The 14,376-nt window shown below is 64.3% G+C and carries 12 protein-coding genes; 4 read left to right on the top strand and 8 right to left on the bottom strand.

Going from position 1 to position 14,376, the window contains the following annotated elements:
- Nucleotides 1-21 precede the first annotated feature (21 nt).
- The 4 genes from SO156_RS25995 to SO156_RS26010 form a co-directional block, all read right to left on the bottom strand.
- Complete coding sequence (locus SO156_RS25995) at nt 22-3,117, bottom strand: MexW/MexI family multidrug efflux RND transporter permease subunit (RefSeq protein ID WP_498536736.1); 3,096 nt, start codon at nt 3,115-3,117, stop codon at nt 22-24.
- A 71-nt stretch (nt 3,118-3,188) separates the two neighbouring features.
- On the bottom strand, nt 3,189-4,379 hold the full coding sequence (locus SO156_RS26000; RefSeq protein ID WP_458144389.1) for an efflux RND transporter periplasmic adaptor subunit: 1,191 nt from the start codon (nt 4,377-4,379) through the stop codon (nt 3,189-3,191).
- Between the two features lies 1 nt (nt 4,380).
- Nucleotides 4,381-5,067: a TetR/AcrR family transcriptional regulator gene (locus SO156_RS26005; protein ID WP_458144390.1), complete on the bottom strand. Its 687-nt coding sequence runs from the start codon at nt 5,065-5,067 to the stop codon at nt 4,381-4,383.
- An 87-nt stretch (nt 5,068-5,154) separates the two neighbouring features.
- Nucleotides 5,155-5,823, bottom strand: coding sequence for a GntR family transcriptional regulator (locus SO156_RS26010; RefSeq protein WP_458144391.1), 669 nt, complete (start codon nt 5,821-5,823; stop codon nt 5,155-5,157).
- Between the two features lie 128 nt (nt 5,824-5,951).
- Between SO156_RS26010 and SO156_RS26015 the strand changes: the two genes are divergently transcribed.
- The gene (locus SO156_RS26015; protein WP_498536737.1) at nt 5,952-6,920 is read left to right on the top strand and encodes a DMT family transporter; all 969 of its coding nucleotides are present in this window, start codon (nt 5,952-5,954) and stop codon (nt 6,918-6,920) included.
- A 16-nt stretch (nt 6,921-6,936) separates the two neighbouring features.
- On the opposite strand, the gene SO156_RS26020 is transcribed toward SO156_RS26015, so the two are convergent.
- Both SO156_RS26020 and SO156_RS26025 read right to left on the bottom strand, forming a co-directional pair.
- A complete protein-coding gene (locus SO156_RS26020) occupies nt 6,937-7,527 on the bottom strand; it encodes a thiamine pyrophosphate-dependent enzyme (protein WP_458144393.1) in 591 nt (196 codons plus the stop codon).
- On the bottom strand, nt 7,524-8,063 hold the full coding sequence (locus SO156_RS26025) for a phosphonopyruvate decarboxylase (protein WP_498536738.1): 540 nt from the start codon (nt 8,061-8,063) through the stop codon (nt 7,524-7,526). Before SO156_RS26025 ends, SO156_RS26020 begins: the two co-directional genes overlap by 4 nt.
- 104 nt (nt 8,064-8,167) lie before the next feature.
- On the opposite strand from SO156_RS26025, the gene SO156_RS26030 reads away from it, so the two are divergent.
- The 3 genes from SO156_RS26030 to SO156_RS26040 all read left to right on the top strand — a co-directional run bounded on the left by SO156_RS26030 (nt 8,168) and on the right by SO156_RS26040 (nt 12,090).
- A complete protein-coding gene (locus SO156_RS26030; protein WP_498536739.1) occupies nt 8,168-9,388 on the top strand; it encodes a cytochrome P450 in 1,221 nt (406 codons plus the stop codon).
- Nucleotides 9,389-9,406: 18 nt separating this feature from the next.
- Nucleotides 9,407-10,081 (top strand): ion channel, encoded by a 675-nt coding sequence (locus SO156_RS26035; protein ID WP_458144396.1) that lies wholly within the window; start codon nt 9,407-9,409, stop codon nt 10,079-10,081.
- A gap of 629 nt (nt 10,082-10,710) precedes the next feature.
- Complete coding sequence (locus SO156_RS26040; RefSeq protein ID WP_498536740.1) at nt 10,711-12,090, top strand: Spy/CpxP family protein refolding chaperone; 1,380 nt, start codon at nt 10,711-10,713, stop codon at nt 12,088-12,090.
- Between the two features lie 226 nt (nt 12,091-12,316).
- Here SO156_RS26040 and SO156_RS26045 read toward each other — a convergent pair whose 3' ends face one another.
- Nucleotides 12,317-13,180: a sugar phosphate isomerase/epimerase family protein gene (locus SO156_RS26045; RefSeq protein ID WP_498536741.1), complete on the bottom strand. Its 864-nt coding sequence runs from the start codon at nt 13,178-13,180 to the stop codon at nt 12,317-12,319.
- On the bottom strand, nt 13,180-14,370 hold the full coding sequence (locus SO156_RS26050) for a dihydrodipicolinate synthase family protein (protein WP_498536742.1): 1,191 nt from the start codon (nt 14,368-14,370) through the stop codon (nt 13,180-13,182). Before SO156_RS26050 ends, SO156_RS26045 begins: the two co-directional genes overlap by 1 nt.
- Between the last annotated feature and the right edge of the window lie 6 nt (nt 14,371-14,376).

The raw sequence follows: 14,376 nt of genomic DNA on the forward strand, positions 1-14,376 counted from the left end.
CTCACCTTGGATTGAACGGCCTCAGGTCGGCCGCAGCGCGCTGGAGCCGACGTCCAGCGCCTCGATCTGCTTGTTCCGCTCCGATTCGGTCTTGGCGCGGTGGTCGGTCGCGAGCACCACATAGACCGCCGGCAGCACGAACAGCGTGAACAGCGTGCCGATCGACATGCCGGCTACGACCACGAGACCGATCGAGAAGCGGCTGGCCGCACCCGCACCGGTCGCGGTCAACAGCGGGATCAGGCCGGTGACCATCGCAGCCGTCGTCATCAGGATTGGCCGCAGACGGATACGGGCCGACATTTCGATTGCCGAACGGCGATCGAGCCGTTCGTTGACCTGCAGCTCGTTGGCGAACTCCACCATCAGGATGCCGTGCTTGGTGATCAGGCCGACGAGTGTCAGCAGGCCGACCTGGGTGTAGATGTTCATCGTCGCGGCGCCGAAGAACAGCGGGATCAGCGCACCGACGATCGCCATCGGTACCGAGATCATGATGACCAGCGGATCGCGCAGGCTCTCGAACTGCGCCGCCAGCACCAGGAAGATGATGATCAGCGCGAAAGCGAAGGTGATCGCGAGCTGATTGCCTTCCTGCACGTATTGCCGGCTATCGGCGAGATAGTCGTGGCTGAAGCCTTGCGGCAGCTTCTTGGCCTCGCCTTCGAGGAAGTCGACCGCAGCGCCAACGGTCACGCCGGGCATCGGCACGGCCGAGAAGGTCGCCGAGTTCAGCTGATTATAGTGCGTCAGGGAGTTCGGTTCGGTCGAGGTCTCGATCGACAGCACGGTGGACAGCGGAACCTGCTGGCCCGTATTGGTCGTGACGTAGTAACCGTCGAGCGCCTCCGGCGAGAGCCGCTTCTCCCGCGGAACCTGCGGGATCACCTGGTAGGAGCGTCCCTCCAGGTTGAAGCGGTTGATATAGTTGCCGCCGAGCAGCACGGCCAGCGCGCTACCGACGTTCTGCATGTTGATGCCGAGGTCCTGCGCCTTGGTACGATCGATCTTCACCTTCACCGTAGGCTGGTTGAAGGCGAGATCGCTGTCGGAGACGATGAACATGCCGCTCTTGCGCGCGGCGTCCTTCAGCTTCTCCATCTGTTCATAGACGGTCTGGAAGCCGGCGGTCGAATTGATCACCATCTGCACCGGCAGGCCTCCCGGCCCACCCGGCAGCGGCGGCAGGTTGAAGGCGAACGCCTGCACGCCCTCGATCTTGGAGAGCTCGCCCTGCACCAGCGGCTTCAACTGGATCGACGAACGCTTGCGCTCGTCCCACGGCTTGAGCAGCATGCCGGCAATACCGCCCTGCGGGCCGTTGATGCCATTCAGCACGAAGCGCAAATCGGTCTCGGGGAAGCTTTGAAACTTCTTGTCGAGCTTTTCGCCGTAGAAATCGAGATAGTCGATATTGGCGTATTTCGGCGCCTTGGTCACCGCAAACACGATGCCCTGGTCTTCTTCCGGCGCCAGCTCCTTCGAGGTGTGCATATAGAGGAAGCCGACGAGGCCGAGGATCGTCACCGCGAACAGGCCGGTCACCGCCTTGTAGTCGAGCGAGCGGTCGAGCCTGCGGCCGTACCAGCGCGTCACGGCGCCGAACACCTTGTTCACGAGCTTGGCGAAGCGGCCCTCTTCGGTGTTCTTGAGCAGCACCGAGCACATCATCGGCGACAGCGTCAGCGCGATGATGCCCGACACGATCACCGAGCCCGCGAGCGTGAACGCGAATTCGCGGAACAGCGAGCCGGTGAGGCCGCCAAGGAAGCCGATCGGCGCGTACACGGCGGCGAGCGTGATGGTCATCGAGACAACGGGGCCGACGATCTCGCGCGCGCCTTGCAGAGCCGCCTGCACCGGCGTCTTGCCCTCCTCGAGATGGCGGTGGATGTTCTCCACCACCACGATGGCGTCGTCGACCACGAGGCCGATCGCGAGCACCATCGCGAGCAGCGTCAAGAGGTTGAAGCTGAAGCCGAATGCGAGCATCAGCGTACAGACGCCGATCATCGACAAGGGAATCGTGACGACGGGGATGATCACCGAGCGGAACGAGGCCAGGAACAGGAAGATCACCACGATGACGATGATCACGGCCTCGCCCAGCGTCTTCTCGACCTCGTCGATCGAGGATTGGATGAACTTGGTCGAGTCGTAGGCGACCTTCATCTTCATCGACGGCGGCAGGTTGCGCTCGAGCTCGGGGAACAGCGCGCGCACGCCCTTCACCAGCGTCAGCGGGTTGCCTTGCGGGGTGGCCTGCACGCCGATAAAGATCGCGTGCTCGCCGTTGAAGGCGACGCTCGCATCCGTGCTTTGCGCAGCAAGCTCGACGGTCGCGATGTCCTCCATCCGCACGAAGCCGCCGTCCTTCGCCTTGACGATCATCTTCCTGAACTGGTTGACGTCGGTCAGGCCCGTGTTCGTCGAGATGTTCGAGACGATCAGATAGCCCTTGGTCTGGCCGGCCGCCGACTGGAAGTTGTTGGCGGTGATCGCGGCCGCGATGTCCCCGGGCGACACGTTGCGACCGGCCATCTTCACGGGATCAAGCCACAGCCGCATCGCAAAGGTCTGACCGCCCAGAATGTCGGCCGACGCCACGCCGTCGACGGTCGACAGCACCGGCTGCACCACGCGCGTCAGATAGTCCGAGATTGCCGAGCCCGACAGCTCCTCCGAGGAAAAGCCGAGATACATCACGGCCGTGGTCTGGCCCGTCGTCTTGGTGACGATCGGGTCGTTGGATTCCTTTGGGATCAGATATTTGACCGAGTTCACCTTGGCGAGCACCTCGGTGAGCGCCTGGTTCGGGTCGAAGTTCAGCTTGATGTAGATCTGGATCGTCGAGGTGCCCTGCACCGAGGACGAGGTGATGTAATCGACGCCTTCGGCCGAAGCGACCGCCTGCTCGATCGGCGTGGTGATGAAGCCCTGGATCAGGTCGGCGGACGCGCCGGGATACACCGTCGTGACGTTGACGACCGTGTTCGACAGTTTGGGATATTGCCGGATCGGCAGCACCATCGCCGCGCGCAGGCCGATCAGCAGGATCAGCAGGCTGACGACGACCGACAGGACCGGTCGCTTGATGAAGATATCGGTAAAGGCCATTGCGGCGATCTCGAATTCGTTGGCTTGAGTGGCGTGATCCGGCGTCAGGCCGGATCACGCGAGCGCGTTAATCAGTAGCGCGGCGGCTGCGCCGGAACGGACGGCGCCGGATCGGACGAAATCGCCACCGCCGCACCCGATTGCAGCTTGAGCTGGCCGACGGCGACGACCTTGTCGCCCGGCTTCAGGCCCTTCAGGATCTCGACGCGGCCCTCGACCCGATTGCCGGTCTGCACGAAGGTACGCACCGCGGAGAGGCTGGTCTTGCCGTCCTCGCCCTGCTTTTCGGTGATGACGAACACCGAGTCGCCATAAAGCGTGTAGTCGACCGACGTCTCCGGAACGGTGATCACGGGCGGCTTATCGGGCAACACGACGGTGGTGGTCACGAACATGCCGGGCTTGAGGATCTTGTCCGGATTCGCAATCGTCGCCTGCACGCGGATGTTGCGGGTGTCACTCGCGATCTGCGGCTCGATGGTGGTGATCTTGCCCTCGAAGACGCGGCCCGGATAGGCGTCGACCTTCAGCCGCACGGTCTGGCCGACCTTGAGATTGCCTGAGTCCTTCTCCGTCACGGTGAAATTGGCCCACAGCACCGACAGATCCGTGAGCGACACGATGGCCGTGCCCGCGGTGAGATATTGGCCTACCTCGACCTTGCGCACGCCGAGATCGCCGGAGAACGGCGCCCGCACCAGCTTCTGCGAGATCAAGGCTTCCGTCTTGGCGATGCCTGCCATCGCCTGATCGTAGGAGGCTTGCGCCTGGTCGACGGTCGCCTGCGGCCCGAACTGGCGTGAGGCGAGCTGCTTGGCGCGATCGAGCGAGAGCTGTGCGACGGTTGCCTGCGCCTTGAAGTTGGCGAGGTCACCCTGCTCCGGCGCGTCGAAGAGCTGCACCAGCGGCGTGCCTTCCTCGACATGCGCGCCCGGCTCGAACTTGATCTCGGTGACTCGGCCGTTGACGTCGGCGGTGACATTGACCTGATGCACGGCGGCAAGCTCGCCGACCGCGGTCAACAGGTTCGGCACCGCCTCGGACTTCGCCTCAGCCGCGCTGACGCTCACCGGCGGCGGCTTGTTGTTGGCGAAGAACTGCTTGATCATCTGGCCACGGAAAGAATTGAACCAGACCAGCCCGCCGACGAGTGCGCCGAGCAGCAAACCGACAATGATGAACCAGCGCACCGGCTTCACCGGGCGCTTGGGCGCCTTGTCGATCGGTTCGCCCGATATTTTGTGTTCAGCCACGATGTTCATGTCATGCACTTTCTGCAATCGCCGCTTCACCGGCACCCGGCGCCAAACCGCGGCCCAGATGCGAAGCAATTGCGGCGTCGTTAAGTCCGATACCTCTCAGGAGAAACTCACAGAGCTGCCGCTCCAGATCGTCCGCCTTGCTGTAGGCGAGGCAAGGCGTGGCCGGCAGCCTGGTCAGCGCGGCCGTCATCACCGAATGGTGCGCGAACCAGAACAGGTTGAGCGGCGCCGTTGCACAGGGCCTCGCATCACCAGCGGCGACCGCGCGCTCCAGCGAGGCGACGAAAACGGCTCCGATCAGATGCTCGATCTTGGCATATAGCAGACGGGCAAATTCGCCATCATCCAGATGGCTAGTGACCATCAGCCGCAGGCGCTGCGCCTCCTCCTGGTCCGGTCCATCCGCGATCGCGACGAAATGCTGGACCATGCCGCGGATCAACTCGACCAGGGTGGCCGTTGACGGCTCCCGTTCCAGCAGCTCCATCAAGGCGGGATCGGCCTCGCACTCGTCGCTGAGGATCTCGGCATAGAGCGCCGCCTTGGACGGAAAATGCTTGAACAGCAGCGCCTCGGAAATGGCAGCCGCGGCCGCCACGCTCTTGGTCGTGGTGCCGGTATACCCGTGACGGGCAAAACAACGTTTAGCGGCACCGAGGATGAGTTGCCTCCTCAGGTCGCTCGTCATACGCAATGAGCTCATGTTAGTGAGTAAGCACTCACCCACGCAAAAGTCAAGCCATTTGCTGCACCGCAACCTGCGTGAGGTGGAATTTTAGCGCGCCCCGACGATCGCAAATCCCCGAGCACGGAGGCCGCGTCGATCCGCGTCCAGCGAGCGGAGCAGACGATCCCGCGTATCGCGCACGTGTGCAGCGGATTCGCGTGCAGCCTCCTCGGGTTGCCGGCTGCGAATATAGCCGAGGATGCGCCGATGCTCGCTCCAGGCCTGCTCGCGCGAGGACTCGGTCCAGACCTCGAGCCAACGGGCTCGGGAGAGCCTGGTCATAACGCCCTCAATTGCCGTCACGAGAAATTTATTGCCGCTGAGGCGGGCGACCTCGACGTGGAAATCGGTGCCGACTTTGTGCCACTCCTCGCGCGGCACGTCGGGACGGCAGGCGTTGAGCATCTCTTCGATGGCATCGAGATCTGGGAGCGACGCGCGCGCGCAGGCAAGCTGGACCGCGGTCACCTCAAGCGGTTCGCGGAATTCAGCCAGCGCTTCAATTTCACCAAGGTCGATCGGGGCCACGGTCCAGTTCCGTCCCTCCCGCTGCACCAGCCCCTCGCCCTCCAATCGCGCCAGCGCGGCACGAATGGGCGTGCGCGAGCTCTGGAAGCGACCTTCCAGCCAGCGCTCACTCAGACGCTCGCCGGGCCCGAGGTCCAGGGAGAGAATCATCTCCCTGAGCTGATCGTGGATCAGCAGCATCTGCGACACGCCGAAATCTCCAGCCTTTCGCGCGCGATTTACCGCTCGCCATCGTGAGCAATGGTATCCTTTTTTGGTATCCCATTCCATCCATTTTTGGTATCCCAAATTGGAGTCCCAACGAAAATGAGTGAGAGATGACGGCGGCCACGGACAACGAAGAAATGCCAGGTGCAGTCAGCACCGCCCGCCCGACGTCAGCCGCTCACAACCTCGTCGGTGTCGGCCTGGCGGCCGTCGCGGCGATCGCGTTTTCGCTGCGCGCGATCTTCGTGAAGCTTGCCTATGAGGACATGAGCGATCCCGTGACGCTGCTGGCGCTGCGGATGATCTTCTCGCTGCCGTTCCTGGCAGCGGCGCTCGCACTTCACCGCCGTTCCACGGATGCTCCGGCCCCGCTCACAATACGCGACGCGCTGGCCCTCGCGGCGCTTGGTTTCATCGGCTACTACCTGTCGAGCTTTCTCGACATGTTCGGACTGCAATTCGTGGCCGCCGGGATCGGCCGCCTGCTGCTGTTCCTGTATCCGACGATCGTGGTGATCATTTCCGCTCTGGTTTTGGGCAAGCGAATTTCTCAGCGCGAAGTCGTTGCGCTGCTGATCACCTATGCGGGCGTCGCGCTGGTGCTTTCCGGCCAGCTCGACACGCCGAACCCAAACTTCTGGCTGGGGGCTTTGCTCGTGATGCTCAGCGCGGTCACCTTCTCGATCTATCTCGTCGGCAGCGGCGAAGTCGTTGCCAGACTCGGCTCGATCCGTTTCACGGCCTACGCGACCGCCGCAGCCAGCATCTATTGCATCATGCAGTTCCTGCTGCTGCGGCCGTTGAGCGCGCTCGTGCTGCCCGTTCGCGTCTACGAGCTCGTGCTGGCCATGGCGGTGTTCTCAACCGTGATGCCCCTGTTCATGATGGCGGAGGCACTGCGTCGTATCGGCGCGAGCCGCGTCGCAATGATCAGCGCGCTGGGACCGGCCGCAACCGTCGTCTCCGGCTATCTCGGCCTCGATGAACGGATGACATGGGTGCAGACGATCGGCGGCATCCTGATCGTGTCGGGCGTGCTCATCGTCGCCGCCCACGTCCGCAAGCTGGACGGGAAGTGACCGGCCGAGCAGCGAGCTAGATCGGCGGGAACCCGAGGTCGCCGCGCAGCCGGTTGACGATGTAGGTCCCGTCGCGCGTGGGCAGGATTCGCTCCAGCTCGGCGCTGTCGATCTTCACATTGGCAAAGCGGGGGCCGGCCGAGATGTCGTGGACGGACGCGGCGAAGGCCTCGACCTCTGCCATGGTGGAGATCGCGCGGCTGTCCTTGATGTCACAGGCCTTGGCAATGCCGACGAGATCGGCAGCCGCCGAGGTGTGGCTGGTCTGGCCGCCCGTCTCACCATAGCGCTCGTTGTCCAGCACCACGATCGAGAGGTTGGCAGGCTTCTGCAGGCCGATGGTGGCAAGGCTGCCCATCCCCATCAGCATCTCGCCGTCGCCGGTGATGACAAGCACCGGCAGTTTTGGCTGGGCCAGCGCCAGCCCCAGGCCGATCATCGCGGCGCCGCCCATGCCGCCCCAAAGATAGAAGTTGCGCGCGTGGTCGCCGGCCGCGTTGATGTCGTTGGTGGAGGCCCCTAAGCCGCCGATCGCAACCACATCCTTGCGGTTCGCAAGCAGCGCAGTGACCACCTGACGGCGATCGAGGAGATTGGTCTTGCTCATTTGGTGAAAACCTTGGCGCCGATCAGGCGCTGCGACAGGAGGACGGCGGTCGGCGTCAGCGCGTTGTAGGCCTGCGCCGCGGCGGCCTCCAACACGGCCGGCACTTCGGTGGCGTGCGATGCACGCAGCACCTGGACGCCGGAGAGTTCGAACACGCCCTGCGTGGTCGATCCCATCGGCACCTGCCAGGGATTGAACTCGCCCCATTCGCCGCGCATCGTCACCAGTGTGAGGAACGGAAAGCGCAAGATCGGCACCAGCGACAGCATGTTGATGCAATTGCCGACCCCGCTCGACTGCATCAGCAGCACGCCGCGCTGTCCGCCGGTCCAGGCGCCGGCGAGCAATGCCACGCCCTCCTCCTCGGTCGTCAGCGGAATGCCGCGCATGCTTGAGGACGCGAGCACGCGCTTGATGAGTTGAGAGTGTCCGGCATCGGGCACATAAGGCACCTGCCGGACCTCGAAGCGCTCCAGGACCGCGAAGATCTCGTCAGGCCACGATGGCGGGGCATCAGCATCAGTGCGCGCGTGCATTTTGGTGTCCAGTCGGCTAGCAAGTCGGAAGAAGTCTAGACGGACGCTTGCGTCGTTCGAAGAACAATAACGGCATATCGGCTTTAACCGGTGAGTATAGCGGGATGAACGCACACGCGAGAGAGCTGGCGGCGAGCTTCGATTTGGAGAGGCTGACGCCCGAGTTCTACGACAACCCCTACCCGACCTATCGTGCACTGCGGGAGAACGAGCCGATCAAGCGCCTGCCGAACGGCACGGTGTTCCTGACGCGCTATGACGATCTCGTCACTACCTACAAGAACACGAGATCGTTCAGCTCGGACAAGAAGAAGGAGTTCGCGCCGAAATACGGCGCCTCCCTGCTCTACGAGCACCACACCACGAGCCTCGTCTTCAACGATCCGCCCGCGCACACCCGCGTGCGGCGCCTGATCATGGGCGCGCTGTCGCCGCGCGCCATCGCCAGCATGGAGGGTGATCTCATCGCACTGGTCGACCGGCTGCTCGATGCCATCGCTGCCAAGGGCGACTGCGAACTGATCGGCGACTTCGCCGCCTCCATTCCCATCGAGGTGATCGGCAACCTGCTCGACGTCCCCCATGACGAGCGCGAGCCGCTGCGCGACTGGTCGCTGGCGATCCTGGGCGCGCTCGAGCCAGTCGTCTCGCCGGAAGCTTTTGCGCGCGGCAACGAGGCCGTGAAGGATTTCCTCGCCTATCTCGCGACGCTGGTCGTACGGCGCCGCCAGAAGCCCGGCAACCCCGAGCGCGACGTGCTGACGCGCCTGATCCAGGGTGAGGATAACGGCGAGCGGTTGACCGAGACCGAGCTGCTGCACAATTGCATCTTCCTGCTCAATGCCGGCCATGAGACCACCACCAATCTGATCGGCAATGGCCTCGTGGCACTCGACCGCCATCCGGATCAGAGGCAGCGGCTGATCCAGAATCCCGACCTGATCAAGACGGCGGTCGAGGAGATGCTGCGCTATGAGAGCTCGAACCAGCTCGGCAACCGCATGACCACCGAGCCCGTCGAGCTCGGCGGCGTGACGCTGGAGGCCGGCACCTCGATTACGCTGTGCATTGGCGCTGCGAACCGCGATCCCGCGCAATTTCCCGATCCCGAAATCTTCGACATTGCGCGCACGCCGAACCGGCATCTCGCCTTTGCCACCGGTGCACATCAATGCGCGGGCATGGCGCTGGCGCGGCTGGAAGGCGCGATCGCGATCTCGCGTTTCCTGGCGCGCTTCCCGGACTATACCTTGCGCGGCCGACCGTTGCGCGGCGGACGCGTCCGCTTCCGTGGCTTCCTGAGCGTGCCGTGCTCGATCGGCTGATGCGTGGCGAGGACTCACATGAGCATCGAGAGCTTGCGTAAGCGTTGGGCGGATCCCCTCTTGACGATACTGACGGGACTTCTCGTCGTCATGATGTTCGTCGTTTCGCCGCTCCAGGCCCTCGGGATCTTCGCCTTCCAGGTGTCCGAGCTCGTACTGGCCCTGCTGCTCGTTTGCGGCATCTTCATCATCTCGGGGAGCCCGGTCGCTGTCGCGGCGATGCTGCTCGCACTCGTCATGATCGTCATCGGCGCCGTCCTGCGATTCCACTCGCCCTCGCTGCTCGACCTGAACCTCTTCGCCGGCTCATGGTTCATCCTCGGCAGCACAATGGCCTGGGCGGTGGCGCGTGCGACCTTTGCGCCCGGGCGCATCAATTTTCATCGCGTCATCGGCGCCGTCCTGCTCTATCTCACGGTCGCCGTGATCTTCGCAGCCCTTTTCACCTTCGTCGGGTCGCTCGTGCCGGAAGCCTTTTCCGGCATGAAAGTGCAAGATAGTCCGGCGCTGGCAAGCCAGGTGATCTACTTCAGCTTCGCAACCATGACGACGACCGGCTACGGCGACGTTGCACCCGTGCATCCCATCGTTCGCAGCCTTTGCAATCTCGAGGCCATATTCGGACAGCTCTATCCTGCAACCCTGCTGGCGAGGCTGGTGACGCTGGAGCTCGAGCACCGCGACAAGGAGTGAGTTCGAACTTGTCGTGCATTCCCGGCCAGAATGCTTAGGGAAAACGAGCTGGGGTGACGGTCGCCTGCGTCGCAACACCGCAAGGCCGGCGGCAGTCAGCAACGAACGATTTCGCCACCTGCGCGTTGGATGGTCGCGGGCGAGTGGGACGAGCGTGGAGTTGCGATCATGCTTCCGCGGGGCGATTTTTTTTGGCGTTTTTGGTTAGTGTGTCGATGATCGCGGCGAGCCTCAGTGCGTCCGCCCAGGCCCCCCATGGGAGAGGTGGACCGCCGGCACCGGCTGCCCATCCAACCGCGCCACCTGCGATGGCCCACCCGGCGGCGCCGCCAGCCATGGCACGTCCTGCCGCGCCGGCGTTCCATCCACCGGCCATGCCGCAGCGACCGGCGATGGCGCCACATCCGGCGCCTCACTTCGCCTCACCGCCGCCACGTCCGGCCCCGCACTTCGCTGCGCCGCCGCCGCGAGCAGCCCCGCACATAGCGGCCCCGCGTCCTGAATTCCATCGCCCGCCGGCAGCGCCGCAACGTCCCGCCATGGCCCCGCGGCCGACGCCGCATATCGCCGCCCCCTCGCGCCCGAGCGCGCCACCGGCCGTGAGCGCGCGGCCATCGCGACAGGAGCAGATGGAACAGCGCGCGCAACAGCATCAGCAGCAGATCCAGCAGCGCCAGCAAACGGCGCAGCAACGGCAGCGCGAAACGCTGTCGCGCCAAAGCGCGGAACGTCAGACCCGAATCGATCGGATGCAACAGCGCGTGCAACAATTGCAGTCGCAGAAGCCGGAAGGCCCGCGGGCGCAACGTGCGCAGCAACGACAGCTGCAGACGCAGAACCGGCTGCTGCAGCGCGAGCAGGGCATGCAGCAGCGCGATCAGGCACGCCTGCAGCGGTTGGGACCTGAGCCCAACGCAGTTGGACGAGCCGTCGCTGTTCAGGCCGCCGAGCGCGGGCGATTTGCAGAGCGTTTCCGCGAGCAGGCCGATCCCCGAAGCCAGGCGGCGCTCCTCGCACGGCAGAGCGGCTGGGCTCCCCGGCAGGCATGGCGGCACCGCCATCCCGCGGCCTTCGTGGCGTGGCTTGGGCCGGTGTTCTGGCCGTATGCCTATTCCGATATTTTCGACTACACGTTCTGGCCCTACGCGTACGACCCCGGCTATTGGGCCTATGCCTACGACGACTTCGTCGACACCGTGTTCTGGGGCGGGGATGGCGCCTATTCCGCCTATGCCAGCACCAACCCGTATGACTATCCGCAAGCCGGTGGCAGCTACCGCGCGCGGCGGGGCTCGAGCGCAAGCCCGCAGGCGCTCCGGCAATTGTGTGACGCTCCGGACAAGGGAGTGACCGCCTGGCCGTTCGCGTCGATCACGCAGGCCGTCCGGCCGACGCCCGAGCAGCGCAGCCTGCTCGATGACCTGAAGACCGCCGCGGCACGGGCTGCCGATACGTTCAAGCAATCCTGCAACGATACCTATGCGCTGACGCCACCCGGCCGCCTGCGCGCGATGACGAGCCGTGTCAGCGCCACGCTCGAAGCGGTGAAGATCGTTCGCCCGGCGCTCGAGAAGTTCTACGGTTCGCTCAGCGACGAGCAGCAGGCTCACTTCAACGCGCTCGGCCCCAATGTCGGCGAGCGATCGCCACAGCAGCCCCCGCAGCAGGAAGCGAATGCCCAGGGCGAGAGCTGCGGCGATCCGAAATCAAGCCTGACGCAGCTGCCGATCGAACGGATCGATGCAGTGGTACAACCAGACGGCAAGCAGAAGGAAGCGCTCGACCGCCTGGGCGACGCGACAAAACAGGCGGTTCAAGCACTGCAAGCTGCCTGCCCGGATCAGGTGCCGCTGACACCAGTCGGACGGCTGGAAGCCATGCAGAAGCGGCTCGAAGCCATGCTGGAGGCGGCTAATCGGGTGCAGCCCGCGTTGGACGAGTTCTATGCGACGCTGAGCAGCGAGCAGAAGGCGCGCTTCAACACGATGCCGCGGACGGCAAGCCAATGATTGCCGGCAGCCCCTAGAGCGTGATGAGATTAGGCTTGATTGCGGCTACAAAGAAGGTGCGCTCCCTCCCCCGCCTGCGGGGGAGGACCGGGGAGAGGGTGTCTCCACAGTGGACAATCCCCAAGCGGAGAGAGCCCTCACCCGGCGCTACGCGCCGATCTCTCCCGCAAGCGGGAGAGGTTAAGCAGGCCCGAGTCCAATCGATTCAACCAAAACCCATCGCGCCTTAAACCACGCTCCGATGCCGTTCGATGCAGGTGCGCAGCACCTCATCCATCGGCTTGTCCCACCAGTCATTGGAGAAGATCTCGATCTCGGAATAGCCGGCATAGCCTTGTGCCTCGACCGCGGCACGCACAGATTTGATGTCGATGACGCCGTCGCCCATCATGCCGCGGTCGTTGAGGATGTCCCTGGTCGGCACCAGCCAGTCGCAGACGTGGAACGCCAGCAGGCGGTCTTGGCCCGCGCGCGCGATCTGGGCCAGCAGCTCCGGATCCCACCAGATGTGATAGACGTCGAGCGCAACGCCCAGAATGCCGCTGCGGCCCGGGTCGAGCCGATCGCAGATGTCGAGCGCCTGCTTCGTCGTGTTCACACAGGCGCGGTCCGCGGCATAGGCCGGATGCAAGGGCTCGATCGCAAGCGGCAATTCCGCTTGTCTGGCGTAATCGAGCATTTCAGCGAGAGCATCCTCAACCTGCGCACGCGCTGCGACGATATCTTTCGAGGCGCCACTGCCCGGCCGTGAATATTGCGGCAGACCGCCGACGACCAGCACGATGCAGGAGGCGCCGAGCGCCTTGGCTTCGTCCACGCAGCGGCGATTGTCGTCGCGCACCTCCGTGCGGCGCGCAGCGTCAGACGTGAACATGCCGCCGCGGCAATAGCCTGAAAGCTCCAGCCCGGCGTCGCGCACCGCGCGGACGGCACGATCGAGCCCGACGGCTGCGACCTGATCGCGCCAGGGATCGATGGCGCGGATGCCGTGCCGCGCGCAGGCCTCGATGATGGCGACGAGATCGCCCTGCCCGCGGACCGTCGCCGTGTTCAGCGACAGCCAGCGATGATCGGAAGAGAAATCGCGCATCAGGCCTCGATTCCGCGCGAAGCCATTACTATCTTCATCCGCTGTGTCGCGGCTTCCGGATTGGCGAGCAGCCCGGCCTGGTCGGCGAGCCGGAACAGTTCTGCCAGATGCAGCGTCGAGCGCGCGCTCTCCTGTCCGTCGACCATGGTGAAATGATCCTGATGGCCATTCAGATAGGCCATGAACACCACGCCGGTCTTGTAGAAGCGAGTCGGCGCCTTGAAGATGTGGCGCGACAGCGGCACCGTCGGCCCAAGCACATCGTGGAAGCCGGCCTCATCGCCGACCGCCAGCCGCGACAGCGCATAAGAGGCCGCAGGCGCGATGGCATCGAAGATGCCGAGCAGTGCGTGCGAAAAGCCCTGTTCATCGCCGGCGATCAGTTCCGCATAGTTGAAATCATCGCCGGTATACATCTTGATGCGCTTGTCGAGGCGACGGCGCATGTCGATCTCGCGCTGCTTGTCGAGCAGCGAGACTTTGACGCCATCGACCTTGGCGGCATTGCCATTGATGATCGCGACGGCGGTGTCCATCGCCTCGTCCAGATCCCTGGTGCCCCAATATCCCGTGAGCGCCGGATCGAACATGTCGCCGAGCCAATGGATGATGACGGGCTCGCGGACTTGCGACAGCACCCGGTCATAGACCTTGGCGTAGTCGTCGGCATTGCGGCCGAGTTTTGCAAGCGCCCGCGAAGCCATCAAGATGATGCGGCCGCCGACCTTCTCGACCGCCGCAATCTGATCTTCATAGGCGCGGATCACATCGTCGAGGCTTTTGGCGTCCTCGACCGCGAGGTGATCGGTGCCTGCCCCCGAGAACACCAGCGCGTTACGCCTCTTTGCGGCCGCGACGGAGCGCGTAATCAATTCCAGCGATGTCGGCCAGTCCAGCCCCATGCCGCGCTGTGCGGTGTCCATGGCTTCGGCAACACCAAGGCCGAGATCCCAGACGTGCTCGCGGAAGGCAATGGTCTTGTCCCAGTCGATAGCGGCGGAGAGCCAGGGATCGTTGTCGGCGAGCGGATCGGCCACCATGTGTGCGGCCGAGAACGCAACGCGGTTCAGAGTGCCCTCGAGCTTTGCGGGGAAGCTGCGCGAGGCGGCGAGCCGATAGGTCTCGATCGAACGATCCGCCCTGGGCAACTTGAGCGACAATGACGACATCGGCGGGACTGGCTTGTTCATGGCTCC

It is taken from the genome of Bradyrhizobium sp. UFLA05-125, assembly GCF_059803515.1.

Excerpts from the sequence above, each read along its gene's own strand:
- SO156_RS26040 (WP_498536740.1), top strand. The coding sequence starts at position 10,711 with ATGGAACAGCGCGCGCAACAGCATCAGCAGCAGATCCAGCAGCGCCAG.
- SO156_RS26050 (WP_498536742.1), bottom strand. The coding sequence starts at position 14,370 with ATGAACAAGCCAGTCCCGCCGATGTCGTCATTGTCGCTCAAGTTGCCC.
- SO156_RS26030 (WP_498536739.1), top strand. The coding sequence starts at position 8,168 with ATGAACGCACACGCGAGAGAGCTGGCGGCGAGCTTCGATTTGGAGAGG.
- SO156_RS26015 (WP_498536737.1), top strand. The coding sequence starts at position 5,952 with ATGACGGCGGCCACGGACAACGAAGAAATGCCAGGTGCAGTCAGCACC.
- SO156_RS26025 (WP_498536738.1), bottom strand. The coding sequence starts at position 8,063 with ATGCACGCGCGCACTGATGCTGATGCCCCGCCATCGTGGCCTGACGAG.
- SO156_RS25995 (WP_498536736.1), bottom strand. The coding sequence starts at position 3,117 with ATGGCCTTTACCGATATCTTCATCAAGCGACCGGTCCTGTCGGTCGTC.
- SO156_RS26035 (WP_458144396.1), top strand. The coding sequence starts at position 9,407 with ATGAGCATCGAGAGCTTGCGTAAGCGTTGGGCGGATCCCCTCTTGACG.
- SO156_RS26000 (WP_458144389.1), bottom strand. The coding sequence starts at position 4,379 with ATGAACATCGTGGCTGAACACAAAATATCGGGCGAACCGATCGACAAG.
- SO156_RS26005 (WP_458144390.1), bottom strand. The coding sequence starts at position 5,067 with ATGACGAGCGACCTGAGGAGGCAACTCATCCTCGGTGCCGCTAAACGT.
- SO156_RS26045 (WP_498536741.1), bottom strand. The coding sequence starts at position 13,180 with ATGCGCGATTTCTCTTCCGATCATCGCTGGCTGTCGCTGAACACGGCG.
- SO156_RS26020 (WP_458144393.1), bottom strand. The coding sequence starts at position 7,527 with ATGAGCAAGACCAATCTCCTCGATCGCCGTCAGGTGGTCACTGCGCTG.